Raw genomic sequence first — 26202 nt, forward strand, 5'->3', positions numbered from 1 at the left:
CCTTTAATTCCAAAAGAACTTTCCCAATCTAATGAGAAAGTTCCATCGTCCTTTTATTTAACGTGTTTCTCAAGGTCTTTTTGAGCTTTTTCGTTGGACTTAGACTTTTCTTTAAGCCAGCTTTCACGGGCTTTATCATAGTTTTTCTTAGTGACAACATCTTTTTGAGGCTCAAGGTACTTGAAGTATCTGTCAGAACCCTTAGGTCCTACTTGAGAGTAAGCACCTGAGAATGGTGTCAAACGAGCTACCATTGGAGCAGCACCCTTGTTAACCATAAGTGGCATGAAGAGTGAGCTATCTTCCAACCAAGCTTGTGCCTCTGCATAACGTTCATAACGTACGTTGAGATCGCTTGTTTCTTTAGCTGCATTATCAACCAAAGCATCAAAGTCTTTAAGACCAACTTGAGCTGCTGCTGCATTGTTAGGATCGTCAAATCCCATGTAAGTTTTTGTGTTCTCACTAGCTGTTGTCTTGAAGATATCAAGGTATGTTGATGGGTCTTCATAGTCAGGTGCCCAAGCAACTGAGTCAGTAATATCCCAGTCTTCTGCTGCTGCATTAGGAGCAGAAAGAGTTGCGTTCAACAGGTCATCTTGAGACATTTGGTTGAGGTCAACCACAACATTTTCTTTACCGAGTGTCTCTTCAACAGATTGTTTCAAAGACTGTGCACGAGCCACCTTTGTCTTTGCTGTTTGGTCAACTGGCATATCTAAGTGAATTGGGAATTGAACACCTTGTGCTTGGAGGGCTTCCTTAGCCTTGTTAAATTCAGTCTTAGCCTTATCAGCGTTGAAGAGACCATCTTGACTGTCTTTAAGGTTAACACCTGACCACTCGTCACCGTAAGAAGCCATCTTTTCAGTTACCAAATCACCAAATGACTTGTCACCAGCATAAACAAAATCAGGTTTCACAAGAAGGTTACGAACAGCTAGAACTCCCCCTTCTTCTCCATTAATTTGAGCTGAGTATGACTCACGATTAATTGAGAAGTTAATAGATTGGCGGAAGTCCTTGTTAAGAAGAGCTTTCTTAGTTGAATCTTTCTCAGCATCAGTCTTCTTAGATGTATGGTTGTAAGACTGACGATCAATATTAACACCAACACCAACAATATCAGCAGATGGTTGTGTATAGAAAATATTATCTTTATATTGTTTTTTTACTGAGGCAAAGTTCGACCCTGTTGGATAAATACGTGCTTGGCTATAGGCGCCATCAGTGAAATTACGGACTTGAGCCTCTTGATCAGAGCCATCGAAAAATGACAATTTCACCCCATCATAGTGGACATTTTTCTTATCCCAGTAGTTTTCATTTTTAGCCAACTCAATAGATGATTTAGCTGTCAATGACTTAAGGATGTATGGACCATTATAAAGGATAGATGATGGATCTGTTGATTTACCAAAGCTATCCCCTTTTGACTTAAGGAACTCTTCATTAACAGGCCAGAAGAGAGAATAAGTCATCTTAGAATTCCAGTAAGGTTCTGGTTGTTTAAGTGTGTACTGAAGAGTGTAATCATCAAGTGCTTTAACGCCAACTTTAGAGAAGTCTTTATCAGTACCATTGAAATAATCAGCAAGACCTACTACAGAATCTTTTGCCAAGTAAATTGACTCTGTCTTTTTATCAGCAGCATGCTTAAGACCTGTTACGAAGTCTTTAGCTGTTACTTCTGCATACTCTTCACCGTCTGAAGTATACCATTTAACTCCCTTACGAAGTTTGTATGTATAAGTTAAACCATCAGCTGAAACAGTCCAGTCCTTGGCAATAGCAGGTACCAAGTTACCATATTTATCGTTTTCCAAAAGACCATCGACACCATTTGTCACAGCATCAATTGTTGAACCCTTATTGGAAATAAGGTAGTCCAATGTCTCAGGATCAGCATTATAAACATAGTTAAAAGTATTGCTTGAAGTGTTTGATTTTGACGAACAAGCCACTAAAACTCCAACACTTAGGAGGGAAACACCCGCAAGGGCCAACCATTTACTTTTTTTCATAAGCATTCTCCAAAAAATCTTTTTTTATATGCCTACATTATACCATAAAAAATAAGATGAGTACAATTTTCAGAATATTTTGTCTTATACTGACTTTCTCACAATTATACCCCTTATGAACACTAGGAATCGCACCTTTTTTGACAAAAGAAAAAGGCTAACTGCCTTCTCCTCAAGAATATTATTTAACGTGTTTCTCAAGATCTTTTTGAGCTTTTTCGTTAGATGCTTTCTTTTCTTTAAGCCATTTTTCACGACTTTGTTCATATTCTTTCTTAGTAACTACTTTTTCTTGTGGTTTCACATATTTGAAGTAGTCTGATGAGTTCTTATCACCCACCTGCATGCTAGCACCCGTAAATGGTGTCAAACGTGAGATAACTGGTGCTGCACCGTTACCAACAGTCAATGGAATGACAAGAGAGCTATCTTCCAACCATGCTTGGGCTTGAGCATAACGGTCGTAACGAGCGTTGAGGTCTGTTGTTTCTGAGGCTGCTGAATCAAGCAAGGCATCATAATCTTTAAGACCTACTTGGGCTGCTGCTGCATTGTTTGGATCATCATAACCCATGAAAGTCTTGGTATTTTCACTTGATGTTGTTTTGAAGATATCAAGATAAGTTGATGGATCTTGATAGTCTGGACCCCAAACCACACCGTTAGAAATATCCCAGTCTTCTGCTGCAGCATTTGCCGCATTAAGAGTCGCATTTTGCATATCATCAGATGACAATTGGTTAATATCTATAACAACATTTTCGCTACCCAATGATTTTTCAATGGTTTGTTTCAAAGATTGAGCTTGAGCAACATTAAGTTTAGAACTTTGATCAACTGGAAGGTCTAAGTGAACTGGGAATTGAACACCTTCTCCTTGAAGAGCCTCTTTGGCTTTGGCAAACTCAGCCTTAGCTTTTTCAGCATTGTAGAGACCGTCTTGACCATCTGCAAAGTTAACACCAGACCACTCATCACCATAAGAGCTCATTTTTGCTGTCACAAGATCACCAAAGGTCTTATCGCCTGCACTGACAAAATCAGAAGGAACAAAAAGGTTACGTAGAGCAAGAGCTGCGCCATCTTTACCGTTTACTTGTGATTGATAGGCAGTACGATCAATAGCGAAGTTGATTGATTGACGGAAGTCTTTGTTTAGAAGAGCCTTCTTAGTTGATGTCTTTTCAGCATCTGTCTTCTTAGCTGAGAATTTATAGCTTTGGCGGTCAATGTTTACACCAATAGCCGATGTAGATGCACCTGGTGCTGTGTAATAAATATTATCTTTATATTTCTTTCCTACCGATGCATAGTTTGAACTCATAGGGAAGACACGTGCAATGCTGAGACCGCCGTCAGAGAAACTACGTTCTTGTGATTCTTGATCCGATCCATCATAATATGACAATTTGATAGAGTCAAAATGCACGTTTTTCTTATCCCAATAATTCTCATTCTTAGTCAACTCGATAGATGATTTAGCTGTCAAAGATTTAAGAAGGAAAGGACCGTTATAGAGGATAGAGGTTGGGTCCGTTGACTTACCAAAATCTTTCCCTTTGTTCTTAAGAAAGTCTTCGTTAACTGGGAAGAGCAAACCATAGGTTGTCTTAGAGTTCCAGTATGGTTCCGGTTTTTTAAGTGTGTATTGCAGAGTGTAATCGTCGATTGCTTTAACGCCAACATTTGAGAAATCTTTATTGGCACCAGAAAGGTAGTCAGACAATCCAGCAATAGAATCTTGTACCAAATAGAGGGCTCCAGCTTTGGCATCAGCCGCATGCTTAAGACCAGTCACAAAGTCCTTAGCAGTCACATCAGCATACTCTTCACCATCTGAAGTATACCATTTAACACCCTTACGGATTTTATAAGTATAAGTCAAACCATCTTGAGACACAGACCAATCTTCAGCTACTGAAGGAACAAGGTTCCCATATTTATCAGCTTCCATAAGACCATCTACACCATTAGTTACAGCAGTCTTAGTTGGTCCAGTATTTGATGTAATATAATCCAAGGATTCTGGATCTGAGTTATAAATATAACTATAAGTCGTTCCACTAGTACTTGACTTAGAAGAACAAGCCGCTAACACACCAACACTTAGAAGGGCGACACCCGCAAGGGCTAACCATTTGCTTTTTTTCATAAGATTTCTCCAAAAAATAAAATTTTACTCTTTCATTATAGCATAAATAATCAAGAAAAGCAGTCACTTTCAGAATATTTTGCACAAGCAAAGTACATAATGAAACACGAAAAACTCAACAGTCCATTGTATTTCCTGGATTTCTAGCTACTTTAATCGATTTATTTTTAATCACCAGCCATGCATAAAACAAAAAGGCCTAACACCTTGGTCAGACCTCTTTTTTGAGACAAAATTAGTTATTAAGAGCTTGAGCAGCTGTGATAATCGCTAAATTATAAATGTCTTCAGCACTAGCACCACGAGAAAGATCGTTTACTGGTTTATTAAGACCTTGTAAGATTGGTCCGATAGCTTCGAACATTCCCAAACGTTGGGCAATCTTATATCCAATGTTACCTGCTTGCAAGCCAGGGAAAACAAAGACATTAGCATGTCCTGCTACGTCACTATCTGGAGCCTTAATAGCCGCTGTTGCTGGAACAAATGCTGCATCGAACTGCAACTCCCCATCAATAGCCAAGTCAGGACGCATTTCTTTAGCAATATTTGTTGCTTGAACAACCCTGTCAACTTTTGGCGATTTAGCAGAACCTTTTGTTGAGAAGCTAAGCATGGCCACTTTAGGGTCAATACCAAAAACTTTAGCTGTTTCGGCAGTATTAATTGCAATTTCTGCCAATTCTTGAGCATTTGGTTCAATATTGATAGCACAGTCAGCAAACATCAAGCGATGATCGGTATTTTCACGGTTCATAAGGAAGACACCTGATGTACGAGAAATACCAGGTTTTGTTTTGATAATTTGAAGGGCAGGACGTACCGTATCCGCTGTTGAGTGAATAGCACCTGAAACCATTCCATCAGCCAGACCAAGTTTAACTAACATAACACCAAAATAATTGACATCACGAAGCAACTTTTCCGCATCTTCGATTGTTGCTTTTCCTTTACGGATTTCAACAAATTTTTCCTTCATTTCCTCGAAATCTTCATAGGTTTCAGGATTAATAATTGTATAGTTAAAGTCTGCAAAACCAAGATCGTTCAAGATTTTGTGAACCTCTGCTGGGTCTCCCAAAATAATAGGATCAACCAATCCTTCAAATTTCAAACGGGCTGCTGCACGAACCACACGGTCGTCGTTACCCTCAGGGAAAACAATCTTAATACCCTTCCCTAAAATATGTTCACGAAGTTCACCAAATAGACTACGCATAAAAAAATTCCTCAATCAATCTTTTTTAGTTTGTAAGTTCATGATAACGGTTTCAAAATCATCTGTCAAGGAAGATGCATGGACCATCTCTTTTTTGGTAAAAGGATCAACAAATGAAAGACGGTGACAATGCAAGGCCTGGCGCTCAATACCATAGTCTAGAGAACCACCATAAAGATCATCTCCCAAAAGGGGAAGGCCTAAGTGGGCAAAGTGGACGCGAATCTGGTGAGTACGCCCAGTATGCAAATTGATATCAACCAGTTTAACCCTACCATAATCACCTACCAAACGATAACTAGTGTGGGCATATTTCCCCGACTTATGGACTCGACGTGTGATAATGGAATCCTCATCACGCGCAATCGGTGCAATGATTTCACCCTGCTTCTCAAGTTTGGTGTCACCTTCAACCAAGGCATAGTAATGTTTCTTGATAGACTTCTGTTGTAACTGTTTATCCATACGAGCATGGGCGTAACCATGCTTAGCAAACAGCATGAGACCAGAGGTGTCCTTATCCAAACGTGTCACAATATGCACACGCTGGTTGGGATAATTATTGCTGACAAAATGATGTTTGACAAAATTAGCCATGGTATTATCGTGGTTAACACTTGGAATACTAGCATAGCCATAGGGTTTGTTAATCACCAAGAAGTTATCATCCTCATAGACGATATCCAAGTCAAAAGGAATTGGCTTCAAGGTTTCATGCGGTGCCTCGTCAGGGATTTCAATGGCAACCACATCTCCTTCATGGACAGGATAAGTCGCAAACTGCTCCTCGCCATTGACCCAAATATGACCACCTTCAAACTTAATCTTGGCCAGAAGTCCTTTTGAAATATCATGCTCCTTCAAAAAGGTCTTAACTCGACATGAACGTCCTACGGTAAATTCATATCTCATTCTTCCATGTCTCCAATAAAGGAATCACGTACGCGTTCCCAGAAACTTGTGTGACTGGCACTAGCCACAAAGGAAATCTTACGTTGGTCGATTGAAAATTCTACCTTTTTCACATTACGGTTGGTATAGGTTTTATTATCAACGGATAGAGTGTAGCTTCCCATTCGGGTAGGATAAACAGTAATCTTCTCATGCTTGGGCACAATAAGGGGACTTCCTAAGGTCCGGTACACACGATTATTAAGACTGGCAATCTCTGTCAGTTGCAAGGCTTCAATGGTAGGATGAAGGACCGCACCACCCAGTGATTTATTGTAGGCCGTTGATCCTGTAGGCGTCGACACTGACAACCCATCTCCACGGAAGCTCTCAAACAAGACATCATTAAGGCAAACATCTGCTGCCATGGTTTTCTCATTACGCTTGATGGCTGCTTCATTGAGGGCAATCGACGTAAAAGAACGACCATCAGCCAGGGTCAATTTGACATTCAAAAGAGGGTAAGAAATCTTTGCACCACTATCTTTTCGAAGCGTCTCGATTAATTGATCCACTTCACTGTCCAAATAATCCGTATAAAAGCCTAAATGACCCGTGTGAATCCCTACAAAACGCACACGCGCAAGCTCTTTTTCATACATATGAAAGGCCGATAGCAACATGCCATCACCACCAATTGAGATGACCACATCTGGAGTTTTCTTGGTCAAATAAAAATCAGGATCATCTCGAAAGGCATTAAAAAGTTTCGAGGCAACACGCCTACTTTGGGGTTTGCCATTGGCAATAATAGCTACCTTCATCTCATCCGAAGAGGTCTTCATCTGTGTCATCACTATTTCCTACACTATCCTTCAAAGTTCTATTAATTGGATCAAAGAGCAACTGGGCTTCTCTAATATCATCACGTATCTTCCGCATTTCTTCGTCAAGCTCATAAGCCATGCGGGCCGTAGTTTCCAAGCGAAGTTTAATCTCCTCAGGAAAATTCCCCTGATACTTGTAATTAAGGGAATGTTCAATGGTGGCCCAAAAGTTCATGGCCAAAGTCCTAATCTGAATCTCTGCAAGAATCTCCTTACGACCATCTATGGTATCAACGGGATAAGAGATAATAACATGATAAGAGCGATAACCCGAATTTTTACGGTTTCTGATATAGTCTCGCTCTGAAACAATAGTCATATCACTACGATGACGAAGCAAAGCCAAAACCTCATCCACATCATCGACAAATTGGACCATGACTCGGAGACCAGCGATATCCTGCATATCTTGAGCTAAATTTTCAATCGAAAGGCCACGAAGGGCGATTTTCTCCTCAATGGAAGCCACTGACTTCACACGTCCGGTCACAAACTCAATAGGCGAGTGACGATTTTGCTTACGAAATTGTTTACGAATGCCTCGGAGCTTGATTTTGAGCTCACCTACGGCCTGAATATAGGGGTCTAGAAATTCTTCCCAATCCATGGTCAAGATAGGACTCCTCCTTGTCAAAAGCTTTAGTTTTTTATAAAATAAATACAATCTGTTATATTATACCACATTTGAAAGCACAAGGGAGGACACACATGAACCATTTAGAGATAGAGTACAAGACTCTACTCACCAAAGACGAGTACAATCGTTTAGCGATGCTTTTCTCCCATGTGACACCTGTTACGCAAACAAACTACTACATCGACACTCCTCAGAGTGACATGAGAAATAAAAAGTTGTCTTTGCGCATTAGGACACTTCCCACTCATGGTGAGCTGACCTTGAAAATCCCTGAAAAAGTCGGGAACATGGAGTACAACGTTACCATGGATTGTGCGGATGCTAAGGCTTTGACTAAGTCGCTGGACTTTCCTGATTGTCAAATCAAATCCATTCTTTTAGAACGTGGGGTTAAACTAGAGGACCTAACCATCCTCGGACATTTGACCACAACTCGTCGCGAGTACCAGACCAACATCGGCCTCATGGCTCTTGATGTCAATGTCTATGCTGATAAGAAAGATTACGAGCTTGAACTAGAAGTTTCGGATGCTGAGAAAGGTAAAGACGACTTTGATGCCTTTCTTAAAGAAAATAATATTGACTTTAAGTATGCCAAGAGTAAGGTTGCACGCTTTGTAGCTACCCTCAAACGAGACAAAGACTAAAATTTTGACAAGGAGTTGGCTCCTTGTTTTTTTATTTTAAACACATGCAGCTTCAAATACCACAAGTATTTAGAACTCCAGAGGGTAATAGATTTCTCTAAAAACGCATACAAAGGCGTTTTATCTAACAAAGGTTCGGTATTTTTCACTAATACCACACTTTGAAGGCTGAAATTTCTGCTTCTTTTTGCTAAAATAGAACTATCTGTAGTTTTATTACAATAGCCCTAACTGGGCTTAGCATCTTATTTTTTTAAAGGAGTCACCATCGTCATGGTACATCAAAAAGCAAACCCACAATTGAAATTGTTCTCGCTCAGCTCAAACCCAGAAATTGCTGAAAAAATTGCTGAGGCTACTGGATTGCCACTTGGTAAAGTATCTTCACGTCAATTTTCTGACGGTGAAATCATGATCAACATTGAAGAGTCTGTTCGTGGGGACGATATCTATATCATCCAATCTACTAGCAACCCTGTTAACGACCACCTTTGGGAATTGCTCATCATGATTGATGCCTGCAAACGTGCCAGTGCTAACTCTGTCAACGTTGTTATGCCTTACTTTGGTTATGCACGTCAAGACCGTATCGCTGCGTCACGTGAACCAATCACTGCTAAATTGATTGCCAATATGCTAGTTAAAGCTGGTGTCAATCGTCTCTTGACGCTTGACCTTCACGCTGTCCAAGTTCAAGGATTCTTCGATATCCCAGTAGATAACCTCTTCACAATGCCTTTGTTTGCTGAATACTACAACAAAAAAGGATTCACAGGAAGTGATGTTGTCGTTGTTAGCCCTAAAAACTCAGGTGTTAAACGTGCTCGTAGCTTGGCGGACTACCTTGATGCACCAATCGCTATCATTGACTACGCTCAAGATGATTCAGAACGTGAAGAAGGCTACATCATCGGTGAGGTTGAAGGAAAAACAGCAATCTTGGTTGATGATATCCTTAACACTGGTAAAACGTTTGCTGAAGCTGCTAAAATCCTTGAACGTGGTGGCGTTAAAGACATCTATGCAGTAGCTAGTCACGGTCTCTTTGCAGGAGGTGCTGCTGAAGTCCTCAACGCTGCTCCAATTAAAGAAATCTTGGTGACAGATTCAGTTGCAACTAAAGAAAAAGTTCCTACAAACGTTAAATACATTTCAGCAAGTAAGCTAATCGCTAACGCTACTACTCGTATTTTCGAACGTCAACCACTTAGCCCACTCTTTGCTTACACTGCAAACGAGGACTAAGCTATGGTTTATTTGGACAATGCGGCAACAACTCCTTTAAATACTGCTGCTATTTCAGCTATGACACATGTCATGACTGAAACCTTTGGGAATCCATCCAGCCTCCATGCTTACGGTCGACAGGCTTCTAAGGAACTTCGTGAAGCCCGTGAAGAATTGGCCAAACGCTTTGAAGTCCCTGCTCGTAAGCTTATTTTCACTTCTGGTGGGACTGAAGGAAACAATACAGCTATCAAAGGTTACGCCCTAGCCAATCAAGCTAAAGGTAAGCACCTGATTACAACTGCTATTGAACACCACTCTGTCCTTCACACCATGGCCTACTTGGAAGAGCGTTTTGGTTTTGAAGTAACCTATATTCAACCAGAAAATCAAGTCATTACTGCCCAACAAATCGCTGATGCCTTACGTGACGATACCATTCTGGTTTCTGTTATGTATGCCAATAATGAGACTGGCCAATTACTTCCTATTAAGGAAATTGGTGACTTGCTTGCCAATCACCAAGCTGCCTTCCACGTCGATGCCGTTCAGGTAGCAGGAAAACTTCCTATTCACCCAGAGGAACTTGGAGCAGATTTTCTCTCTATTAGTGCCCATAAATTCCACGGACCTAAAGGTGTCGGCTTGCTCTATCATAACGATTTGCATTTTGACAACCTACTCCACGGTGGTGAGCAAGAAGAAAAACGCCGTGCTAGTACTGAAAACTTGGTCGGGATTGCAGGTATGACCGCTGCTTACAAACATGCTAGCGACCACTACCAAGACAATTACCAGCATGTTGAAAAGATTCGTCAGGTCTTTCTAGATACCCTTACCATTCCTTATGAAATTAATGGTGGAGAATCTAGCCTACCTCACGTCATCAACATCAGTTTTCCTGGTAAGGAAAATGGCCCTCTCTTAACCTTGTTAGACCTAGCTGGCTTTGCCGTCTCAACAGGTTCTGCTTGTACTGCTGGAACTGTTGACCCTAGCCACGTCATCCAAGCCCTCTATGGCAAGGATTCTGACAAGTTAAAAACAGCTATTCGCATTAGTTTATCAGAGGAAAATACCGCTGAAGAACTCCAAGCTCTAGCAGAAAAACTTAATCAAATCATAGGAGACTAACATGGCATTTGAAAAAAGCATTCATTTGACTGACTGTAAGTACCGTTACACCATCAGTCCTAATGTCAAAAAATTCACCCTACGTGATACGACTTTTGTGCAAAATAAAATCGGAAACTACGAGTTGCACCGCCTTCTCGAAAAAGTGCCTAACTCAGGCGAAGGTTTCCCACTTAAAATCACTATTAACAAAGACTTGACTGGTTTCAAATTGTCAATTACAGACAAATCTGGCCTTCGTAATGTTAATATCTTTAAAAATGAAGATCATCACATCTTGCAAGAGAAATTCTATTTCTTGATGCAGAGTTTGGTGGACCGTAACGTTTTCGAACAAGAAGAAGTCTAAATTTTTTCTTACTACATATAAAAAACCTATCCTTGTGATAGGTTTTTTATATCGCCTCATCTACACTATTTTGTTGCAATCTTCACAAACTTTTCTTAAAATATAAGAGAATCATACTAATTGAAGAAAGGAAAGCGATCAATGACATTTGAGAAAAACATCCCAAACGCCACTGCCAAACGTCTCTCTCTCTACTATCGTATTTTCAAGCGATTCCATCGTGAAAATATCGACAAAGCAAGCTCTAAACAAATTGCTGAAGCTATTGGGATTGACCCTGCCACTGTTCGTCGTGACTTCTCCTACTTTGGTGAGCTAGGTCGTCGTGGCTTTGGTTATGACGTGAACAAGCTGATGACATTTTTCGCTGAACTCCTTAATGACAATGCGACTACCAAGGTACTCCTCGTAGGTGTAGGGAATGTCGGACGTGCCCTCCTCCACTACCGTTTTCAAGAGCGTAATCGCATGCAGCTAGTCATGGCTTTTGATACAGACGATAACGAACTGGTTGGAACTCAAACTGAGGACAATATTCCTATCTATGGGATTTCCCAAATTAAGGACAAGATTGCTCAAGAAGATATCAAAACAGCCATCCTGACAGTGCCATCAGTTAAGGCCCAGGAGGTGGCTGATCTTTTGGTTGATGCTGGAATTGAAGGCATTCTCTGCTTCTCTCCGGTCAATCTTAATCTTCCACGCCACGTGGTGGTCCAATACGTAGACCTGACTAGCGAATTACAAACCCTACTCTATTTCATGAAAGAAGAAGAAAAATCAAGGAGAAACAATGACTAAACCAATTATCGGAATCACAGCCAATGTAAGGCCTAATCCAGCCCATGAAGACATCAACTGGTCCTATGCCCCATCTGGCTTTGTAGAAGGAGTTCAAAGAGCCGGTGGCCTAGCAATCCTACTACCAGTTTCCGATCCATCGGAAGCCAAGACCTATATCTCCATGATTGACAAGCTCATCCTTATCGGTGGGCAAAACGTTGACCCTAAATTCTACAACGAAGAGAACCATGCCAGTGAAGATGACTTCTTCCTCGAACGTGATGTCTTTGAAATGGCACTTATTGAGGAAGCCACTAAGCAAAAGAAACCTATCTTTTCAATCTGTCGTGGAACCCAACTCATGAACGTCGCATTAGGTGGTAGCCTCCATCAAGATATTGAGCATCACTGGCAGGACAAGCCGTCTGATTACCTCTACCATGAGATGATTGTTGATGAGAACAGTAAGTTGGCAGAAATCTACGGACGTGAAACCTCTATCAACTCCTTCCACCATCAAAGTATCAAACACTTGGCCTCTGACCTTCGTGTCATTGCGCGTGACCCTGAGGACAACACCGTCGAAGCCGTTGAGTCTAATACACCAGACCTTCGTTTCCTTGGTGTACAGTGGCACCCAGAACTTCTCTTAGACAAACGTGAAGAAGACCTCAAACTCTTTGAATATGTCGTTAACGAACTTTAAAAGCAACTGAGACTGCACTCAGTTGCTTTTCTCTTGTCTTTATCACATAGGTCCAATCTAAAGCTCAAAATCCTCCCTCTCCTCACGAAAAGAATAATAGGTCGATTTACCAACAATCAGATGATCAAGCAGACAAATCCCCAAATCATCACAGGACCGCTTAATCTTTTGCGTAAAATCAATATCATTTCGACTCGGATAGGCCTCACCTGACGGATGATTGTGAACCACAATCAAGGACGTTGCCATCAGATGGCAAGCATAATGCAAAATCTCACGTGGCTCGGCAATCGAACGGCGAACACCACCAATAAAGACTGTCTTTTGCTGAATAATACGATTCTGTGTATCCAAATAGATGGCCACTAGATGCTCCTGAGGCTTGTCCCCAATATCCAACATCATACGACGGGCCACCTGCTGACTGGACATAATCTGCTCGGAACGAGCCAACTCAGCCTTCTCAATCCGCTTAGCCAACTCCACCATAGCCTTGAGCTCAATAGACTTCACACGCCCAATACCAGGAATCTCCTGAAGCTCATTCAAGGACAAACGAGACAAATCCGCCAAACTCGTCATCCCTTTCAAAATACGATTGGCCATAGATAAGACCGACTCAGATTTGGTCCCTGTCCGCAGCACTATCGCCAACAACTCCTGGTCCGATAAAACCTCTGCTCCCTTCTGCAAGAGTCGCTCACGAGGCAAAAGCCCCGCCTCCTCAGATACAATACTATACATAAGAAAAAACCTCCTACTTACCTATTCGTAAGTGGGAGGGGGAAGTTAAACAGCTGCAGATTTTTTTAAACCTAATTTCTTTAACAAGGCTTTTCGATATGCTGAAACTTTATCCTTTAACGTCAGTGGTTCTGCCACCTGTGACATTTCAATAAGATGGACCTTATAACGTTCTGCAAAAGATATTTTTTCTGAAGCAATAATACGATAATCAATTCCTACGTCCCAGGCTTTTCGATAGAAAAGATAAGAAAGGGTATCCTCATCAAAGTCATAGAAAGCTTGCTCATCCTTAAGAATAATTTTTTCTAGAAGATCTTTTGATAACCACATAGAACTTTGAAAAATATGAAGCGAATGATTGATAACTTTTTGACATTCGTTAGTTAGTTTAACAGTTTGTTCTTGATTTAAGGTACCAATTGCATCGGTCCAATAAAGTTCTTTTGACAAATCAGCAAAAACAAGTCCAACCTCTGGAAAACTTGCAAAGATTGATGCCACTTTCTCTTCATCTGCTAGCATATCCACTAAAGCAAGTCTTGTAGCTTCATCGACAAGTTTACCCTCATTTCCAAAGGCTTCTGTGTGAAAATGCCCAACAAAGTCATAATCACAAAGCTTAGAAGCCAAGGAAACCAAGGCATGATAATGATTATCAAACCGTTGTGAGACTATCTGAAATCTATCTTTATCAAAACTATTTAATAAAGTATTCTCAACTTCATTTTTATCTAAACGACTTGATAAAGTGAAATAATAGAAAGCAGATAACTTACTATCAAAAAATACTTTCAGTCTCTCAAGGTCGCTAATATGCACATGGATAGCCATACGATACTCATGCTTGCTTAAGGTTTTAAAAGAAGGGCCAATAATTTTCTCATCTAAAATGACTAAACTGTCAGGGGAATGGTAACGATTTAGATGTGACTTAATTAGTGCTACTGGATATGTTGATAGGTTAGCAAGATAGTCTAAAAGTAATTTTCCCTTTTTTTCATTGTCGGTAAAAGCTTTTAGTTTAATGAACGGTACCTTATGCTCAAGGGTACTTATTGGTCTATAGTAAGAAAAGTCAGGATGAATTAAATCTTCTGCCTCTGCATCAATGGTATTAAAGACAGCATCATAACGATAACCCGCCTCAGTAAGAACACTGGTAACCCTAGTTTCGTAATTGTCAATAACATCTTGAACATCAGTAAAAGTCTTTATAGAAGTCCAAAATTTCTGAAAGACTTCCGAAGCGACAACATGATTTTTGAAAGATATAAAATAACTTTGCAAATGCTCTTCGAAATATTTGGTCTTTCTAAAGTTCGTCATCCCCCAAAAGTCAACACTCTGTCGTTGTTCAAAGTCTTCAACTAGGTCAGACATATCCCAAAGAGGACCAAAGCAAGTGTCATTCATGAGTGTAACCGAATCAAAATCTGCTAACCGTTCGAATCCAACATGAGTCAAACCATCTCTCCAGGCCGCAAAATCAAAGCCTAGATTCTCTCTCTGAATAACTTCATCTATGCCAAGCTCTTTGAGAGTTAATATTGCCGATTCCGTTAGTTGACTATTTGAAATCACAATAAGTTTAGAAAAAAGTGGTCGAAGTTGCTCCAATTGGTAGAGCACATGACCACTTAATTCGTCGTACTTATTATAATGAACATACAATAAGAGACGTTTCATTTATTCTTGAATCTCCCATTTTCCATTTCTCTGAACCATACCGGTTGCAGAATCTTTAGCAGACTTATCATCATCCTCAATATCAGTTCGATTCAAGAGAATAACTGGTGAGTTTTCTGAATCAGCAAAAGCAATCATCTGATCATCGTTATCTCGGACAGAAACCTGAAGCTTAAGCTTAATGTTATTAAGATGGGCAAGACTACATTTATATGTGAGTGTTTTTCTTCCAGAACCACTTGTTTTATTGTCCATGGAATTGTCATTATAAATCCAGATACCACGGTCAATATCCGTTAAGGAAAAGGCAATATAGGTCTCAATATCCTCATTGACATCATATGAAATTTCAAATGAAATATCTTGGTCAGGACTGATAATATTATCATTCAAGAGTTTCACTTGTAAATCAGTGATTTTAGGATTTTCAACAACAACGTCGTCGTTTGAAACCTTTTGACCAGCAGCATTATCAAAACTATATTGGTTAGCAACTTCATCTGGATTACCAACCACTTTGACCAAACCATGTTCAATCAGAACTGCTTTATTACAGTATTTTTTAACTGCTGACATATCATGGGTAACTAAGATAGTTGTTTTTCCAGATTGCTTACGTTCCATGAAATAATCATTACACTTACGCTGGAAAGCTTCGTCACCTACAGCTAAGACTTCATCCAGGATAAGGATATCTCCTTGAGCCTTGATAGCAACTGAGAAAGCCAGACGAACCTGCATACCACTTGAGTAGTTCTTCAACTTTTGATTCATGAAATCATGAAGTTCAGCAAAGTCTACAATGTCATCATACATGGCATCTACTTCTTCAGTTGAAAAACCAAGCATTGCACCATTCATATAGACATTCTCACGACCAGTTAGTTCTGGATTAAACCCAACCCCAAGCTCAATGAAAGATACCAACTTACCATCAATGGTAACCTTACCTTTTTCAGGAACATAAATCTCAGAAATAATTTTTAGAAGTGTTGATTTCCCAGAACCATTACGTCCAACAATTCCATAAAAATCACCTTTTTCAACTTCAAAAGAAATATCTTTCAAGACATGTTGTTCAGTATACCCTTTAATCCCTTTAAAGCGATTGACTAAAGTTGTTCTCAAACTCTGACTCGCCTCAGTTGGTAATTTAAAATACTTACTTACATGATCTACTTTTACAGCAATATTATTTGACATTATAGAATCTCCGCAAATCGTTTAGCATTTCGATTAAAGACAAGGAAACCAATGATAAAAATCACTACAGGAATCGCATAAGGAACAAAAGCAATTAGTTTATTATTAATAATATCCCATCCTCTAGGGTTAACTGGATCAATAATAAAATGACGCATATCCTGTAAAATCTGAGCGATCGGATTCAACATCATAACCTTTGCAACAAACGTCTGATTTCTTTGAAGAAGGTAAGTGATGGAATAGATAATTGGGCTTGCATACATACCAGCTTGGAGTACAACTTCCCAGATAGGACCAATATCACGGTATTTAACAAAGAGTGCTGATAGAATAAAAGCAACTCCCATTGCCATCAATAACACCTCAATAAAGAGAGGAATGATAACCAAAGTATTGAAACCGATTGGAACATGGTTAATTAAGGCAAATACAAAGACAACCACTAGGTTAATCAAGAAATTAATTGCAGCCCCTAGTACAGATGAGATTACGATTGTTTGCTTCGGAAAGTTTAATTTACGTAAGAGATCCCCGCGTGAAACAATGGAAAGCATCCCCATATTGGTAGCCTCCGTAAAGAAGCCCCAAAAAATCATGGCCAAAAGCAATCCTACTGCATAGTGTGGTGTCCCGTCATCAAATCTCAAGAAACGAACAAAGACAAGGTACATGATTGTAAACATCATCAAAGGTTTCAAAATAGACCAAAGATAACCAATGAAAGAACCTTGATAACGCAATTTAAAATCCGTTTTAATCAGTTCCTTAAGTAAAATCCTATTTTTTTGACTAAAGAAATTCATTTAGTCCTCCTTATACATGAATTTTGTCAAAATCAAACTCGTAAATACGAAGGTATGAAAAGCCCTGTTTTTACGATAGCCATATGTTTTCAAACGACGATAACGCTCTCTGAATCCTTGGTCCATAATGGTCACAAAGTTTTCAACCAACTCTCTATTTTCAGCATTCAATGGCAAAGAAAGAAGATTTTCCGCCTGATTCTGACTAGCCTTAATCAACTTCCAATATTTGTTGAACAAGGTCTGAGGGCGAATCCAATTCTGCATACGTTTTCGAAGTGTTCTAGCTCCCAAGACATTATCCGCATGCTGACGGTAAAGCTCTGTCGGCTGATCAATATAAACGAGATTGCCAAATGCTGACGCAAGCAAACCTAAATACCAGTCATGCATCAAAAGCTCGTTCGTTTCCTCACCAGTCCATAATTCAGCCAGGGCATGATTGATTAAAGACACACCACCTGTAACAGTGTTTTCTGTCATTTCTTGAACCAATTCCGTATTGGCATGATCAGACTGAGTACGAATCATACTCTCATGAAGTACCTCTAAATCTTGATTCACAACCTTTAAATCCGTATATACCAAAAGTGGTTTATCAGATGGGTAGTGACTTGCTTTCTCAAGTTGAAGAGATAGTTTCTCAGGTAACCAAGTATCATCCTGATCTGAGAAAAGGTAGTAGTCAGATTCTTGATACTTCAAAAGCGTAAAGAAACTCTTTATAACACCTAAATTTTCAGTTTGATCAGGATTGATGAAAACAATGCGATCATCTTCTGAAGCGAAACGTTTGATAAGGTCTCTCGTTTTATCTTTAGAACCATCATCACGAATTAACAAGGTCCAATCAGTATAAGTCTGTTGCTGAATACTCTCTATTTGCTCTGCTAAAAAGTTCTCGCCATTATAAGTAGACATGAGAATAGTTACTTTCATGATAAAAATAGCTCCTCGTATTCACCCACGATTTTTTCCCAGGTGTAATTTTCTTTCATATTTGCTTTAGCAGCATTTCCCAAGTCCTCAAATGACACTTGACCATCTACAGAATCGATAAGCTGAGACAAATTCCCATCCTCTTTATTCCAATACAAGGCGGTCTCCTGAGCAACCTGATGGTTAAAGTCTACATTATAGATAAGGTTGAGGTCTGTTTGAGCCAAGGCCTCTAATAAGCCTGGATTCGTTCCACCTACTTCATGTCCATGAATATAAGCAAAGGCTTGGTTACGGATATACTTAAGCAAGTCCTGATCATAGACAGTCCCCACAAACTTCACACGTTTATCTTTATCAAATCCTGTTATCTGTCGTAGTTCATCAAAGTAAGCATTTCCTTCATGATTACAGATGATAACAAGATCACGCTCTGTAGAGGACTTCATAAATTCTCGAATCGCAGTTTCGTAGTTGTTTTCAGGAACAAATCGACCCAGTATCAAATAGTAGTCTTTTTCTTGAGTTTGCCATTTCTGATACCAATCTCGAACAGGGGCATCCTCAGCAGCCAAAGTCGTCTTAGATAAGTCAGTTCCATAAGCGATGAAAGTCGTTCTAGACCACGGATAGGTATTTTGAATATAGGTCTCAATACCTCGGTTATCAGAAATAATCAAGTTCGCATACTTTGTCATCTCTTTTTCAGAGTATTTGAGATAGCTTTGAACAGGCTTAGACCACTTAGCCCGTTTCCATTCCAAACCATCAGGATTGACTAACAAAATGCCACCAATGGACTGAATTTTCTTAGCAAAATGAACAATGAAGGCACCAATGGTATTTCCTAAAATATAGAAAATTGGGGCTTGAATTCCCTCTTTTTTAATAAGTTTCAAGCTATAATTGATAGCCATCATATCGTAAGCTATGACACGCGCAGGACCTAGCTTTGGAGGATTGACCGTAAAACAATCCGTACCTTTATAGTCAAAATGGTTGCCAGTACTTTCGTCAGATAAGCAAGCCACGTGATAACGTATAGCAGGTGATACCTTATGAGAAATCAATTTTTCAACAAATGTCTCGAAACCACCATATTGAGCAGGCAAACCTCTACTACCTATGATAAAAATATCCTTCAAAGTTTACCTCCATTCGTCACATCTCTCAAATACACAGAATTATACATAGTAGCTTTTATTATACCATTTTGGAAGGTATTTTGCATGATTGGACAGAAAGAGTAAAGCAAAAAGGCCCTTCGAAAATGGCCTTTTCATTCTTAATCATAGATAACGAGATTTTACCTTAATTCATCTTTTTAAGCTGAAATAATTTTTTTACAGCAGATTTCACACTCTTCGTTAGTGCTTTTCGGCTGTTGAGAAAATCTACATCTTTCTGATTTACTTTCTTATAACGCAATTCATCATCCTCAAGTTTTTCAGTAATATTAGCATAAACACTCTCCATAGAGTATCTCTCTTTCAAACTAGGAACAGCTTTTACTGCTTCAAGTTTCTCTTGGTCAAATCCACCAAGGACCTCTGAAATCATGCTAGTCAAGGCATCCAAATCACCCAAAGGATAGATATAACCTTGCTCGTTCATATATTCGAAAGCAGATTTATGTCCCGCATTATCTGATAAAATTGTTGGAATACCATTTAAAACAGATTCAACATAAACGAGACCAAACGTTTCCATACTAGACGGAAAAACAGCTAAATCCTTATCAGTAATCTCTGACCAAGGATCATCTAAATATCCCATAAATGAAACATTTTTCAAATTATGCTCTACAATATAATCATCACAGATTTGTTTATAATCCTCATCCCATGCACCTAAAAATACAAGTTCAGTGCCTGCTAGATTAAGCATTTGAAAAGCTTTAATCAACTCAAGTTGATTCTTTCTCTGAGTCAAGCGACCAACTGAAACGATACGATGGTGGTCGTTGGATTCAGTTCCCAGACCTTCTTTAGGTTCAATTTGAGTATAAGGTGCAAAGGAATAAATCTTCCTATTTGGAAAATACGTTTGTAAATCCTCTGTCAACGCTCCTGTTACAGCAAAAATCTCATCAGAAAACGTGTCTATAAAGTCTAGTTTTTCTTTATAGTAACCGAACTCTCCCTCAGGAAATTCATGAATCAACCAAAAATGTTTGACATGCTCAAAAGCTGCAGCAAGTGCTCCTTGAAAAACATTGACTGTATTACTGATAACAAGGTCCACCTTGTTATCTACAATAATATTTCGAATGTCTTTGACATTCTTATTATACGACTTCACTCGCAAAAAATGATTGCCTGGCGAACCACCCGGTGCTTCTTCCCACCACCATTTAACAGCTGAAAGACCATAGGTTTCAATCCCTGCTTTCTGAAGTTCTACTTGATATTCCTCTTGAGATGGAACCTTGTAATCAGGAAAAACGTTTAATACACGATATCCTTTTTTTACAAGAAATTTCATAAGATTGACTATCGAGATTTCAGCACCATTATCTAGAGTTCCTGTTGGAGAAATAAATAAAATTGTTTTAGTCATAAATTATGCAAATACCCCCCAGTAATGGAAAAGAATCAGATACATAGCCACTAAGAAATTAGCAATTAAAGTCAGAGTTGCTATCTTCAATCTTTTCTGTCGAGATAAATCAATCTTAGCTATGTTAGCGACTAGCGGCAACAAAAGAATGATAAATGGCGTGAAATAACGTCCTTGAGCACCAACTGATATATTAGCTCCCTGACCAAGAACAACTGGTGTCCACTGCATATACATTACTGTAACAGCGGCTAAAACCTCTAGTAGGAAGAGAATCCAAGATGCATTAGCAAAGTCTTTTGTAAAGAAATCCTTCTTACTTGATAGGAATAAAATGGTAAGAACGATGATATCAATAAAAATTAACCACAGTGGCATTTGTAAAGTAAGGTTACCAAGATAACCGAACATCCCAAGTGACAAGATACCATTCAAATTGTCATTCAACTCAGGATTAAAGAGTGTATTACGCAAAACTTCTCCATAATGACGAAGACCACCTTGATTCTTCATTAAGAATTGAAGAACCACTACAAGGCCTACAACAAAGAGAAGATAGAAGACTGCTTTATATTTTGAAATAAAGGTCTTAATGGCTTGCACTGGACGATTTAGAAAGGCAAGGAAACCTTCAAACTCAAGCGGTACAAACGGAATCAATCCCAACAATAAAACGTTATTTGGCTTAGTTGCTAATAGTAAAATCGCAAGACCTATCACCTGGATAATATTACGATTGGTAAAACGTTTAGAATAGGCAAGATTTGTGATAAAACCGAGAGCCAACATCACTTCTAAATAGTTCATCACATCATAAGAAAGTGACGAAGCTTGCTGAACCATAATAGGTAGCAGCGAAATAAACATTAAGGCTGTTTCCCCATACTTGAAATAACGTATTAAAAAGTAAATTCCTAGTATATAAGCCAGTGCATTAAAGATGCGCCCCATATAGATAATCATCCCGACTGTAGGACTAATCCAACTTCCAATCGTCATCCCTATCAACTGTGGAATAAAGGAGATTGTTTTTAAACTCACACCAAATTGAAAAGGTTCTTTACTCATATCAATCTTTTGAGCAAAAATCTGTTTATATTCCGCTAACTTAACCTTATCATTACTTGGAATCTCATCCATCCACTTAAAAGATGTATCGGTTGGTTTATGGAAAGTTTCCCAAGTCATTCGCGCGTGGTTTGTTTCGTCCGGCACACGATTAATTGGAAATACAAACATAAATGAGAAAATAAAAATCGTTGCTAAGATGAAAAATAAATTTTCAACTTTTATCTGTTTAATTCTGTTCAAAATAAGTCACCATATCATCTTTCTTGCTTAACGTACAGTTTTCAAGAACAGCCCGATAAGCAGCATCTGCAATTTTCTGTCTTAATTCTGGAGATAAAACCAAGGCTTCAAGCTTGTCGAACCACTGGTCATCAGTAGCTAACAATCCTGTTTCACCATCAACAACCGCATCTGAGAAAGCTCCTATCTTACTTGCTACTGTTGGTACCTTCACCAAGGCAGCTTCAATCCACTTAATCTCTGACTTCGCACGGTTAAAGATAGAATCCACAAGAGGTGCTAGGTTAATATCAACCTCACTAATCAAGGCAGGCAATTTATCCCAGTCCACATAATCGTGAGTTACAATTTGATTTTCAAAGGGCTTCATATCTTGTGGGATATCCAGAATCCCGACAATATGTAATTGGACATTGCTATATTTTGTAAGCAGTTGCTTAATAGCTGGTTTAATCAATTCAAAATTCTCATTATGACTAATTGAACCAGAGAAATAGCCAATCTTAACAATATCAGATGTTTGAGAGTAATCTTTGATATATTGACTACTAATAGCGATTAAGTCATCAGAAGCCAAGTTGCGATTAAGTAAAACCTTACTTTGATACTTAAATAACTCCTCTTGCAACTGGTTAGTCGAAGTAATGGCGCCATCACAGTTTTCTAGCATATAGCCATAATTTCGAACACCAGCATCATAGTTTCCTTTTTCAACCGAATTAAGTCCTTGCGTATAACTCAATTGGTCTGTATAAACCGTATCAAAAACCAAATCATCAATATCAAAGAAAACAGGTTTCCCATATTCCTTAGCCAAATGACATAGACGCAAAAGTTCCGGTGAGATTGGTGAGCGGTAAATAATGATGTGACTAGCATTTTGAGCCATCGATAATTGGAAATCAGATAGGTTAACAACTTTGACTGCAAAGCCATGCTTGCGTAATTGTTCTGCCTTGTTCAAGACACGGTAACGGGTACATTGCGGAATAATATTTTCAACCCCATCAATCAATAGAATATATTGATCACGTGGAACAGCCTTAAATTTATTCACAATATCTTCCAAGATTACCACAGGATAATCCGTTTTTTCTGCAACAAACTCTAACAAGTCAGGGACTTCTGAATCACGATCCAGACCTTGCCACAAGAACTGGTCTTCATCATAATTTTTCAGAGCCGTATATTTTACCAAAGGACTACCTGCTTTGAGCATCTTAAGCGGGTGGATATACATGGCAGAATCTTCGTATTCTTGCACGACCGCATCGAAACGATAACCCAAATCGGCAAAATGCTTGGTAAAACGTGTCTCATGTCGACCAATAGCCTTATCACGAGAGTCTGTATCCGTCAAGTGTGTCCAGTACTCATAAAAGTCATCATCGTTTAGCATAAGCTTTTCAATAACTAGGAAATAAGATTGAAGATGCTTAGGAATGTAGCCATAAGGATTCTCTTTAGTAACATCTTCTTGCTCTTCTCCAAAGGAAATTCCCCAGAAATCTAGTTGCTTATCAGCCATTTCCTGGAACACTTGAGACAAATCCCTCATCGGACCAATATTAGTATCATTCACCAAGAGGAGCTGGTCATAATCCTTAAGTTTGTCTTTACCAAAGGCAAAGATTCCTTCTCTAAAGGCCGCAGTATCATATCCCTTGTTATCACGAGTCAAAACCCTACCGTAAGTCTCAAGGGTATTAATATCATCATCGTGAAGCTGTCCATTGACAACTACAATAACATCATCTACCAATGGAGCCAAGGCTTGCAAGAAACGTAATTTGTATTCTTGAAGACGAGCCTCAGACTCAAAAATAACATAAACCAACGCTTTCTTACCATTATGTGACAAAGCAGAACGTTGACTATTTCTGAGACGTCGTAACTGGCGAACCTTAAGTGGTGTCATTCGACGACGTAGCTGGACAACTTTGACTTTTAAAGCTCTCAAATAATTTTTAATAGCTTTTGGATTCTTCGCAATTACTCCAGCTGTCTTTATAGGAGTGATAAGGGCGTTCCCTAAACGATATGATAGCGAACTTCGGATAAGCTCCATTTCTTTATGGGCCGCCTTCAGTCTCTTAGATTGTGCATACTTTCTTCGTTCAAGTTGATCACACTCATTTTTCAAGCGATTAACATAATCTCTCACATCATCATGATGTTTCAGCAAATCGTCTATACGGCTCTCCAAAATCATCAAGTTTTCACAAACCGCTTGATAGATTTCATGCGGCAACTTATCAAGATACTTCTCAAGAACTTCGAGATAGATTTCATAATGGTAGCGAACAGAGTCTCTTTTTGAAATCGAATCTTTTTCAAAAACACGATAATTAAGCTTGGTGCTTGGCTGATATACTGCCTTCGCACCATTATTGATAATAAGGTTCAAGAAAAAATCATAGTCTTCGAGTTTTTTCCCTGATAGTTTTTCATCATAATAGGTATCCTTTAATATCGCTTTTTTTACTAAAGAACAATTTGAAATATAATTCGATACCAATAAGCTGTGCAATTCAAACTCTTGGGCTTTTAGATAGACTTCATTTTTTTCAAAATTGAATAGATCACAATACACTATGTCCGCTTGATGATTAATCGCACAATCATATAATTCCTCTACATATCTATCATCCAAAAAATCATCACTATCTACAAATATAAAATAGTCCCCATTTAAAAGATTAATTCCTTTATTCCGTGTTCTTACAACCCCAATATTTTCATGAGACTCAAATGTCGTCACAAAAGGCGATTCTTTCAAAACCTCCTGAATAATTTCTGAGGAAGAATCTGTCGAACCATCATCGAGAACAATTAATTCAATGTTTCGATAAGTTTGGTTAAAAATACTTCGCAAACATTGTTCAATATAATTTTCATGATTGTAACATGTTACAACTACTGATATTAAGTTAGTCATTTTTCCATCCATTTTATGTAAGAAAATAGTAATTAGTACCTAATAATTACTAATATTACTAGGTCTCAAAGATTCCTAGGTTAGTTAATCTTTGAAAGTGCATACCACCTTAATTATACTATAGTTTGGACAAAAAATCGCCCTACTAGAGACAAAGAAAAAAAGCAGAACCAACTCTGCTTTTACTTGATAACTTTTGACCGTTTAAAATGAATATAAATATCATTCAAAAAATAACAAGTAATAATAAATAGACTAAGCATTATAGGTAAATACGTTCTGGTGCTTGAAGCATAAAGTGTAGGTGAAAATGAAATCAGCAAACGCCCAATTAAACCTATCCCGAATAAGTATATAATCCATAACCTATCTGAAACTTTAGAAAGAGTCCATAGAGAATACATCAGCATCATAAATAAAACGATATTATAAATCACCGCTCCAAAATAGACAACATTGTAATCAAAGGTGCCACTCTCTCTAGCAACTTTACTAACACTAGAAAGTGTAAATAAAATATTTCTCCACTCAAACTTCTGACTTAAAATAGCAAATAAGGTAAAAGATGACAGAATAAGCGAAATAAAATTCTTTTTATAAAACGATAAAGCTACTAAAACTATCAAAAATACAAAAATAAACTCGAAAGATACTGAAAATATACCATCTCCAGTTTCTAAAATTCCTAACCCTATTTTTTGGAGTGGGTTCAAGTGGACAAAATTTGGAAACCAAGATTCCACATTTTTTTCAAACCTCAATGTGTTTCCAGGAGAGAATTTTGCAGAAAGAATTCCTGTCAATGAAACCAACCCATACAATATATTTCTATACCTAAATGTAATAACTTTCCAATCTCTTATTAATTCGAAAACAATCCATAAAAAAGCATAGACTGCTAACTGTTCATTCATAACAGCAAAAACAAAAGATAAGAACGCTAGACATTGGCCCCACCACTTACCTGAATAACGATAATACAAAGCGAATAAAAGAAATGATGCTGGAAATACATAATTAATATATGTAGGAATAGAACCTGCACTTAAAAATTCACTTGCTGGTAAAAAAATAAAAATGAAGAGTCCAGGTATCCAAGGTAAATTAGGGCTAAGTTTCTTACTAGGTAAAAGCAAAAAGAAACTTGCAATAATAGACGCTAATATAAATAACTTATCATGTACTGAAAAGAATAATGTTGCGGATTCAATCAGTAACCGGCTACTCCAAGTAAGAACGATTAATTCCAAATTCAAGGTAATTATAGTGAAATTCCTTTGCATAATTTAAGAATGCTGTCTGATCTCCCACAGGTGTAATTTTGTTATTAATATAATACTGAAAACCATATAGTATA

Annotated in this window: 22 protein-coding genes; 6 read left to right on the forward strand and 16 right to left on the reverse strand. The window is 38.5% G+C overall.

Annotation, left to right across the window (positions count from 1 at the left end; all coding sequences use genetic code 11):
- Positions 1-53 precede the first annotated feature (53 nt).
- From LG375_RS03540 to LG375_RS03565, 6 genes are all read right to left on the reverse strand, one after another.
- Positions 54-2024 carry a peptide ABC transporter substrate-binding protein gene (locus LG375_RS03540; protein ID WP_225745310.1) on the reverse strand — a complete coding sequence of 657 codons (1971 nt, stop codon included), beginning with the start codon at positions 2022-2024 and terminating at the stop codon, positions 54-56.
- Positions 2025-2205: 181 nt separating this feature from the next.
- On the reverse strand, positions 2206-4176 hold the full coding sequence (locus LG375_RS03545; RefSeq protein WP_183135800.1) for a peptide ABC transporter substrate-binding protein: 1971 nt from the start codon (positions 4174-4176) through the stop codon (positions 2206-2208).
- A gap of 235 nt (positions 4177-4411) precedes the next feature.
- On the reverse strand, positions 4412-5395 hold the full coding sequence (pta, locus tag LG375_RS03550) for a phosphate acetyltransferase (RefSeq protein ID WP_037598296.1): 984 nt from the start codon (positions 5393-5395) through the stop codon (positions 4412-4414).
- 15 nt (positions 5396-5410) lie between these two features.
- Positions 5411-6307, reverse strand: coding sequence for an RluA family pseudouridine synthase (locus LG375_RS03555; protein WP_002891441.1), 897 nt, complete (start codon positions 6305-6307; stop codon positions 5411-5413).
- Complete coding sequence (locus LG375_RS03560) at positions 6304-7140, reverse strand: NAD kinase (RefSeq protein ID WP_225745311.1); 837 nt, start codon at positions 7138-7140, stop codon at positions 6304-6306. Before LG375_RS03560 ends, LG375_RS03555 begins: the two co-directional genes overlap by 4 nt.
- Entirely contained in the window at positions 7112-7786 is a 675-nt protein-coding gene (locus tag LG375_RS03565) for a GTP pyrophosphokinase family protein (RefSeq protein WP_014634828.1), read from the reverse strand. Before LG375_RS03565 ends, LG375_RS03560 begins: the two co-directional genes overlap by 29 nt.
- Before the next feature lie 95 nt (positions 7787-7881).
- Between LG375_RS03565 and LG375_RS03570 the strand changes: the two genes are divergently transcribed.
- From LG375_RS03570 to LG375_RS03595, 6 genes are all read left to right on the forward strand, one after another.
- A complete protein-coding gene (locus tag LG375_RS03570; protein ID WP_002886838.1) occupies positions 7882-8457 on the forward strand; it encodes a CYTH domain-containing protein in 576 nt (191 codons plus the stop codon).
- 273 nt (positions 8458-8730) lie between these two features.
- The gene (locus LG375_RS03575; RefSeq protein WP_002886837.1) at positions 8731-9702 is read left to right on the forward strand and encodes a ribose-phosphate diphosphokinase; all 972 of its coding nucleotides are present in this window, start codon (positions 8731-8733) and stop codon (positions 9700-9702) included.
- A gap of 3 nt (positions 9703-9705) precedes the next feature.
- Positions 9706-10818 carry a cysteine desulfurase family protein gene (locus LG375_RS03580; RefSeq protein WP_225745312.1) on the forward strand — a complete coding sequence of 371 codons (1113 nt, stop codon included), beginning with the start codon at positions 9706-9708 and terminating at the stop codon, positions 10816-10818.
- Position 10819: 1 nt separating this feature from the next.
- The gene (locus LG375_RS03585; RefSeq protein ID WP_002884733.1) at positions 10820-11167 is read left to right on the forward strand and encodes a DUF1831 domain-containing protein; all 348 of its coding nucleotides are present in this window, start codon (positions 10820-10822) and stop codon (positions 11165-11167) included.
- Between the two features lie 141 nt (positions 11168-11308).
- Positions 11309-11968: a redox-sensing transcriptional repressor Rex gene (locus tag LG375_RS03590; RefSeq protein ID WP_064521034.1), complete on the forward strand. Its 660-nt coding sequence runs from the start codon at positions 11309-11311 to the stop codon at positions 11966-11968.
- Positions 11961-12656, forward strand: coding sequence for a gamma-glutamyl-gamma-aminobutyrate hydrolase family protein (locus LG375_RS03595; protein WP_225745313.1), 696 nt, complete (start codon positions 11961-11963; stop codon positions 12654-12656). Before LG375_RS03590 ends, LG375_RS03595 begins: the two co-directional genes overlap by 8 nt.
- Before the next feature lie 57 nt (positions 12657-12713).
- Here LG375_RS03595 and radC read toward each other — a convergent pair whose 3' ends face one another.
- From radC to LG375_RS03645, 10 genes are all read right to left on the reverse strand, one after another.
- Complete coding sequence (gene radC, locus LG375_RS03600; RefSeq protein ID WP_002884547.1) at positions 12714-13400, reverse strand: RadC family protein; 687 nt, start codon at positions 13398-13400, stop codon at positions 12714-12716.
- 45 nt (positions 13401-13445) lie between these two features.
- Positions 13446-15089 carry a rhamnan synthesis F family protein gene (locus LG375_RS03605; RefSeq protein WP_225745314.1) on the reverse strand — a complete coding sequence of 548 codons (1644 nt, stop codon included), beginning with the start codon at positions 15087-15089 and terminating at the stop codon, positions 13446-13448.
- Positions 15090-16292 carry a polysaccharide ABC transporter ATP-binding protein gene (locus tag LG375_RS03610; protein ID WP_225745315.1) on the reverse strand — a complete coding sequence of 401 codons (1203 nt, stop codon included), beginning with the start codon at positions 16290-16292 and terminating at the stop codon, positions 15090-15092.
- A complete protein-coding gene (locus tag LG375_RS03615; RefSeq protein ID WP_002886828.1) occupies positions 16292-17098 on the reverse strand; it encodes an ABC transporter permease in 807 nt (268 codons plus the stop codon). Before LG375_RS03615 ends, LG375_RS03610 begins: the two co-directional genes overlap by 1 nt.
- Positions 17099-18037 (reverse strand): glycosyltransferase family 2 protein, encoded by a 939-nt coding sequence (locus tag LG375_RS03620; protein ID WP_151404464.1) that lies wholly within the window; start codon positions 18035-18037, stop codon positions 17099-17101.
- Positions 18034-19182: a beta 1-4 rhamnosyltransferase Cps2T gene (gene cps2T, locus LG375_RS03625; RefSeq protein WP_151404463.1), complete on the reverse strand. Its 1149-nt coding sequence runs from the start codon at positions 19180-19182 to the stop codon at positions 18034-18036. Before cps2T ends, LG375_RS03620 begins: the two co-directional genes overlap by 4 nt.
- A gap of 166 nt (positions 19183-19348) precedes the next feature.
- Positions 19349-20596: a glycosyltransferase family 4 protein gene (locus tag LG375_RS03630; RefSeq protein ID WP_225745316.1), complete on the reverse strand. Its 1248-nt coding sequence runs from the start codon at positions 20594-20596 to the stop codon at positions 19349-19351.
- A gap of 3 nt (positions 20597-20599) precedes the next feature.
- Positions 20600-21907: a DUF2142 domain-containing protein gene (locus tag LG375_RS03635; protein ID WP_073687893.1), complete on the reverse strand. Its 1308-nt coding sequence runs from the start codon at positions 21905-21907 to the stop codon at positions 20600-20602.
- Positions 21894-24845 carry a rhamnan synthesis F family protein gene (locus LG375_RS03640; RefSeq protein ID WP_225745317.1) on the reverse strand — a complete coding sequence of 984 codons (2952 nt, stop codon included), beginning with the start codon at positions 24843-24845 and terminating at the stop codon, positions 21894-21896. The genes LG375_RS03635 and LG375_RS03640 overlap by 14 nt, the downstream gene beginning before the upstream one ends.
- 182 nt (positions 24846-25027) lie before the next feature.
- Positions 25028-26128: a beta-carotene 15,15'-monooxygenase gene (locus LG375_RS03645; RefSeq protein WP_225745318.1), complete on the reverse strand. Its 1101-nt coding sequence runs from the start codon at positions 26126-26128 to the stop codon at positions 25028-25030.
- Positions 26129-26202: the final 74 nt, after the last annotated feature.

Origin of the sequence: Streptococcus sp. Marseille-Q3604, from assembly GCF_916619785.1 — a bacterium.
Classification (GTDB): Bacteria; Bacillota; Bacilli; order Lactobacillales; family Streptococcaceae; genus Streptococcus.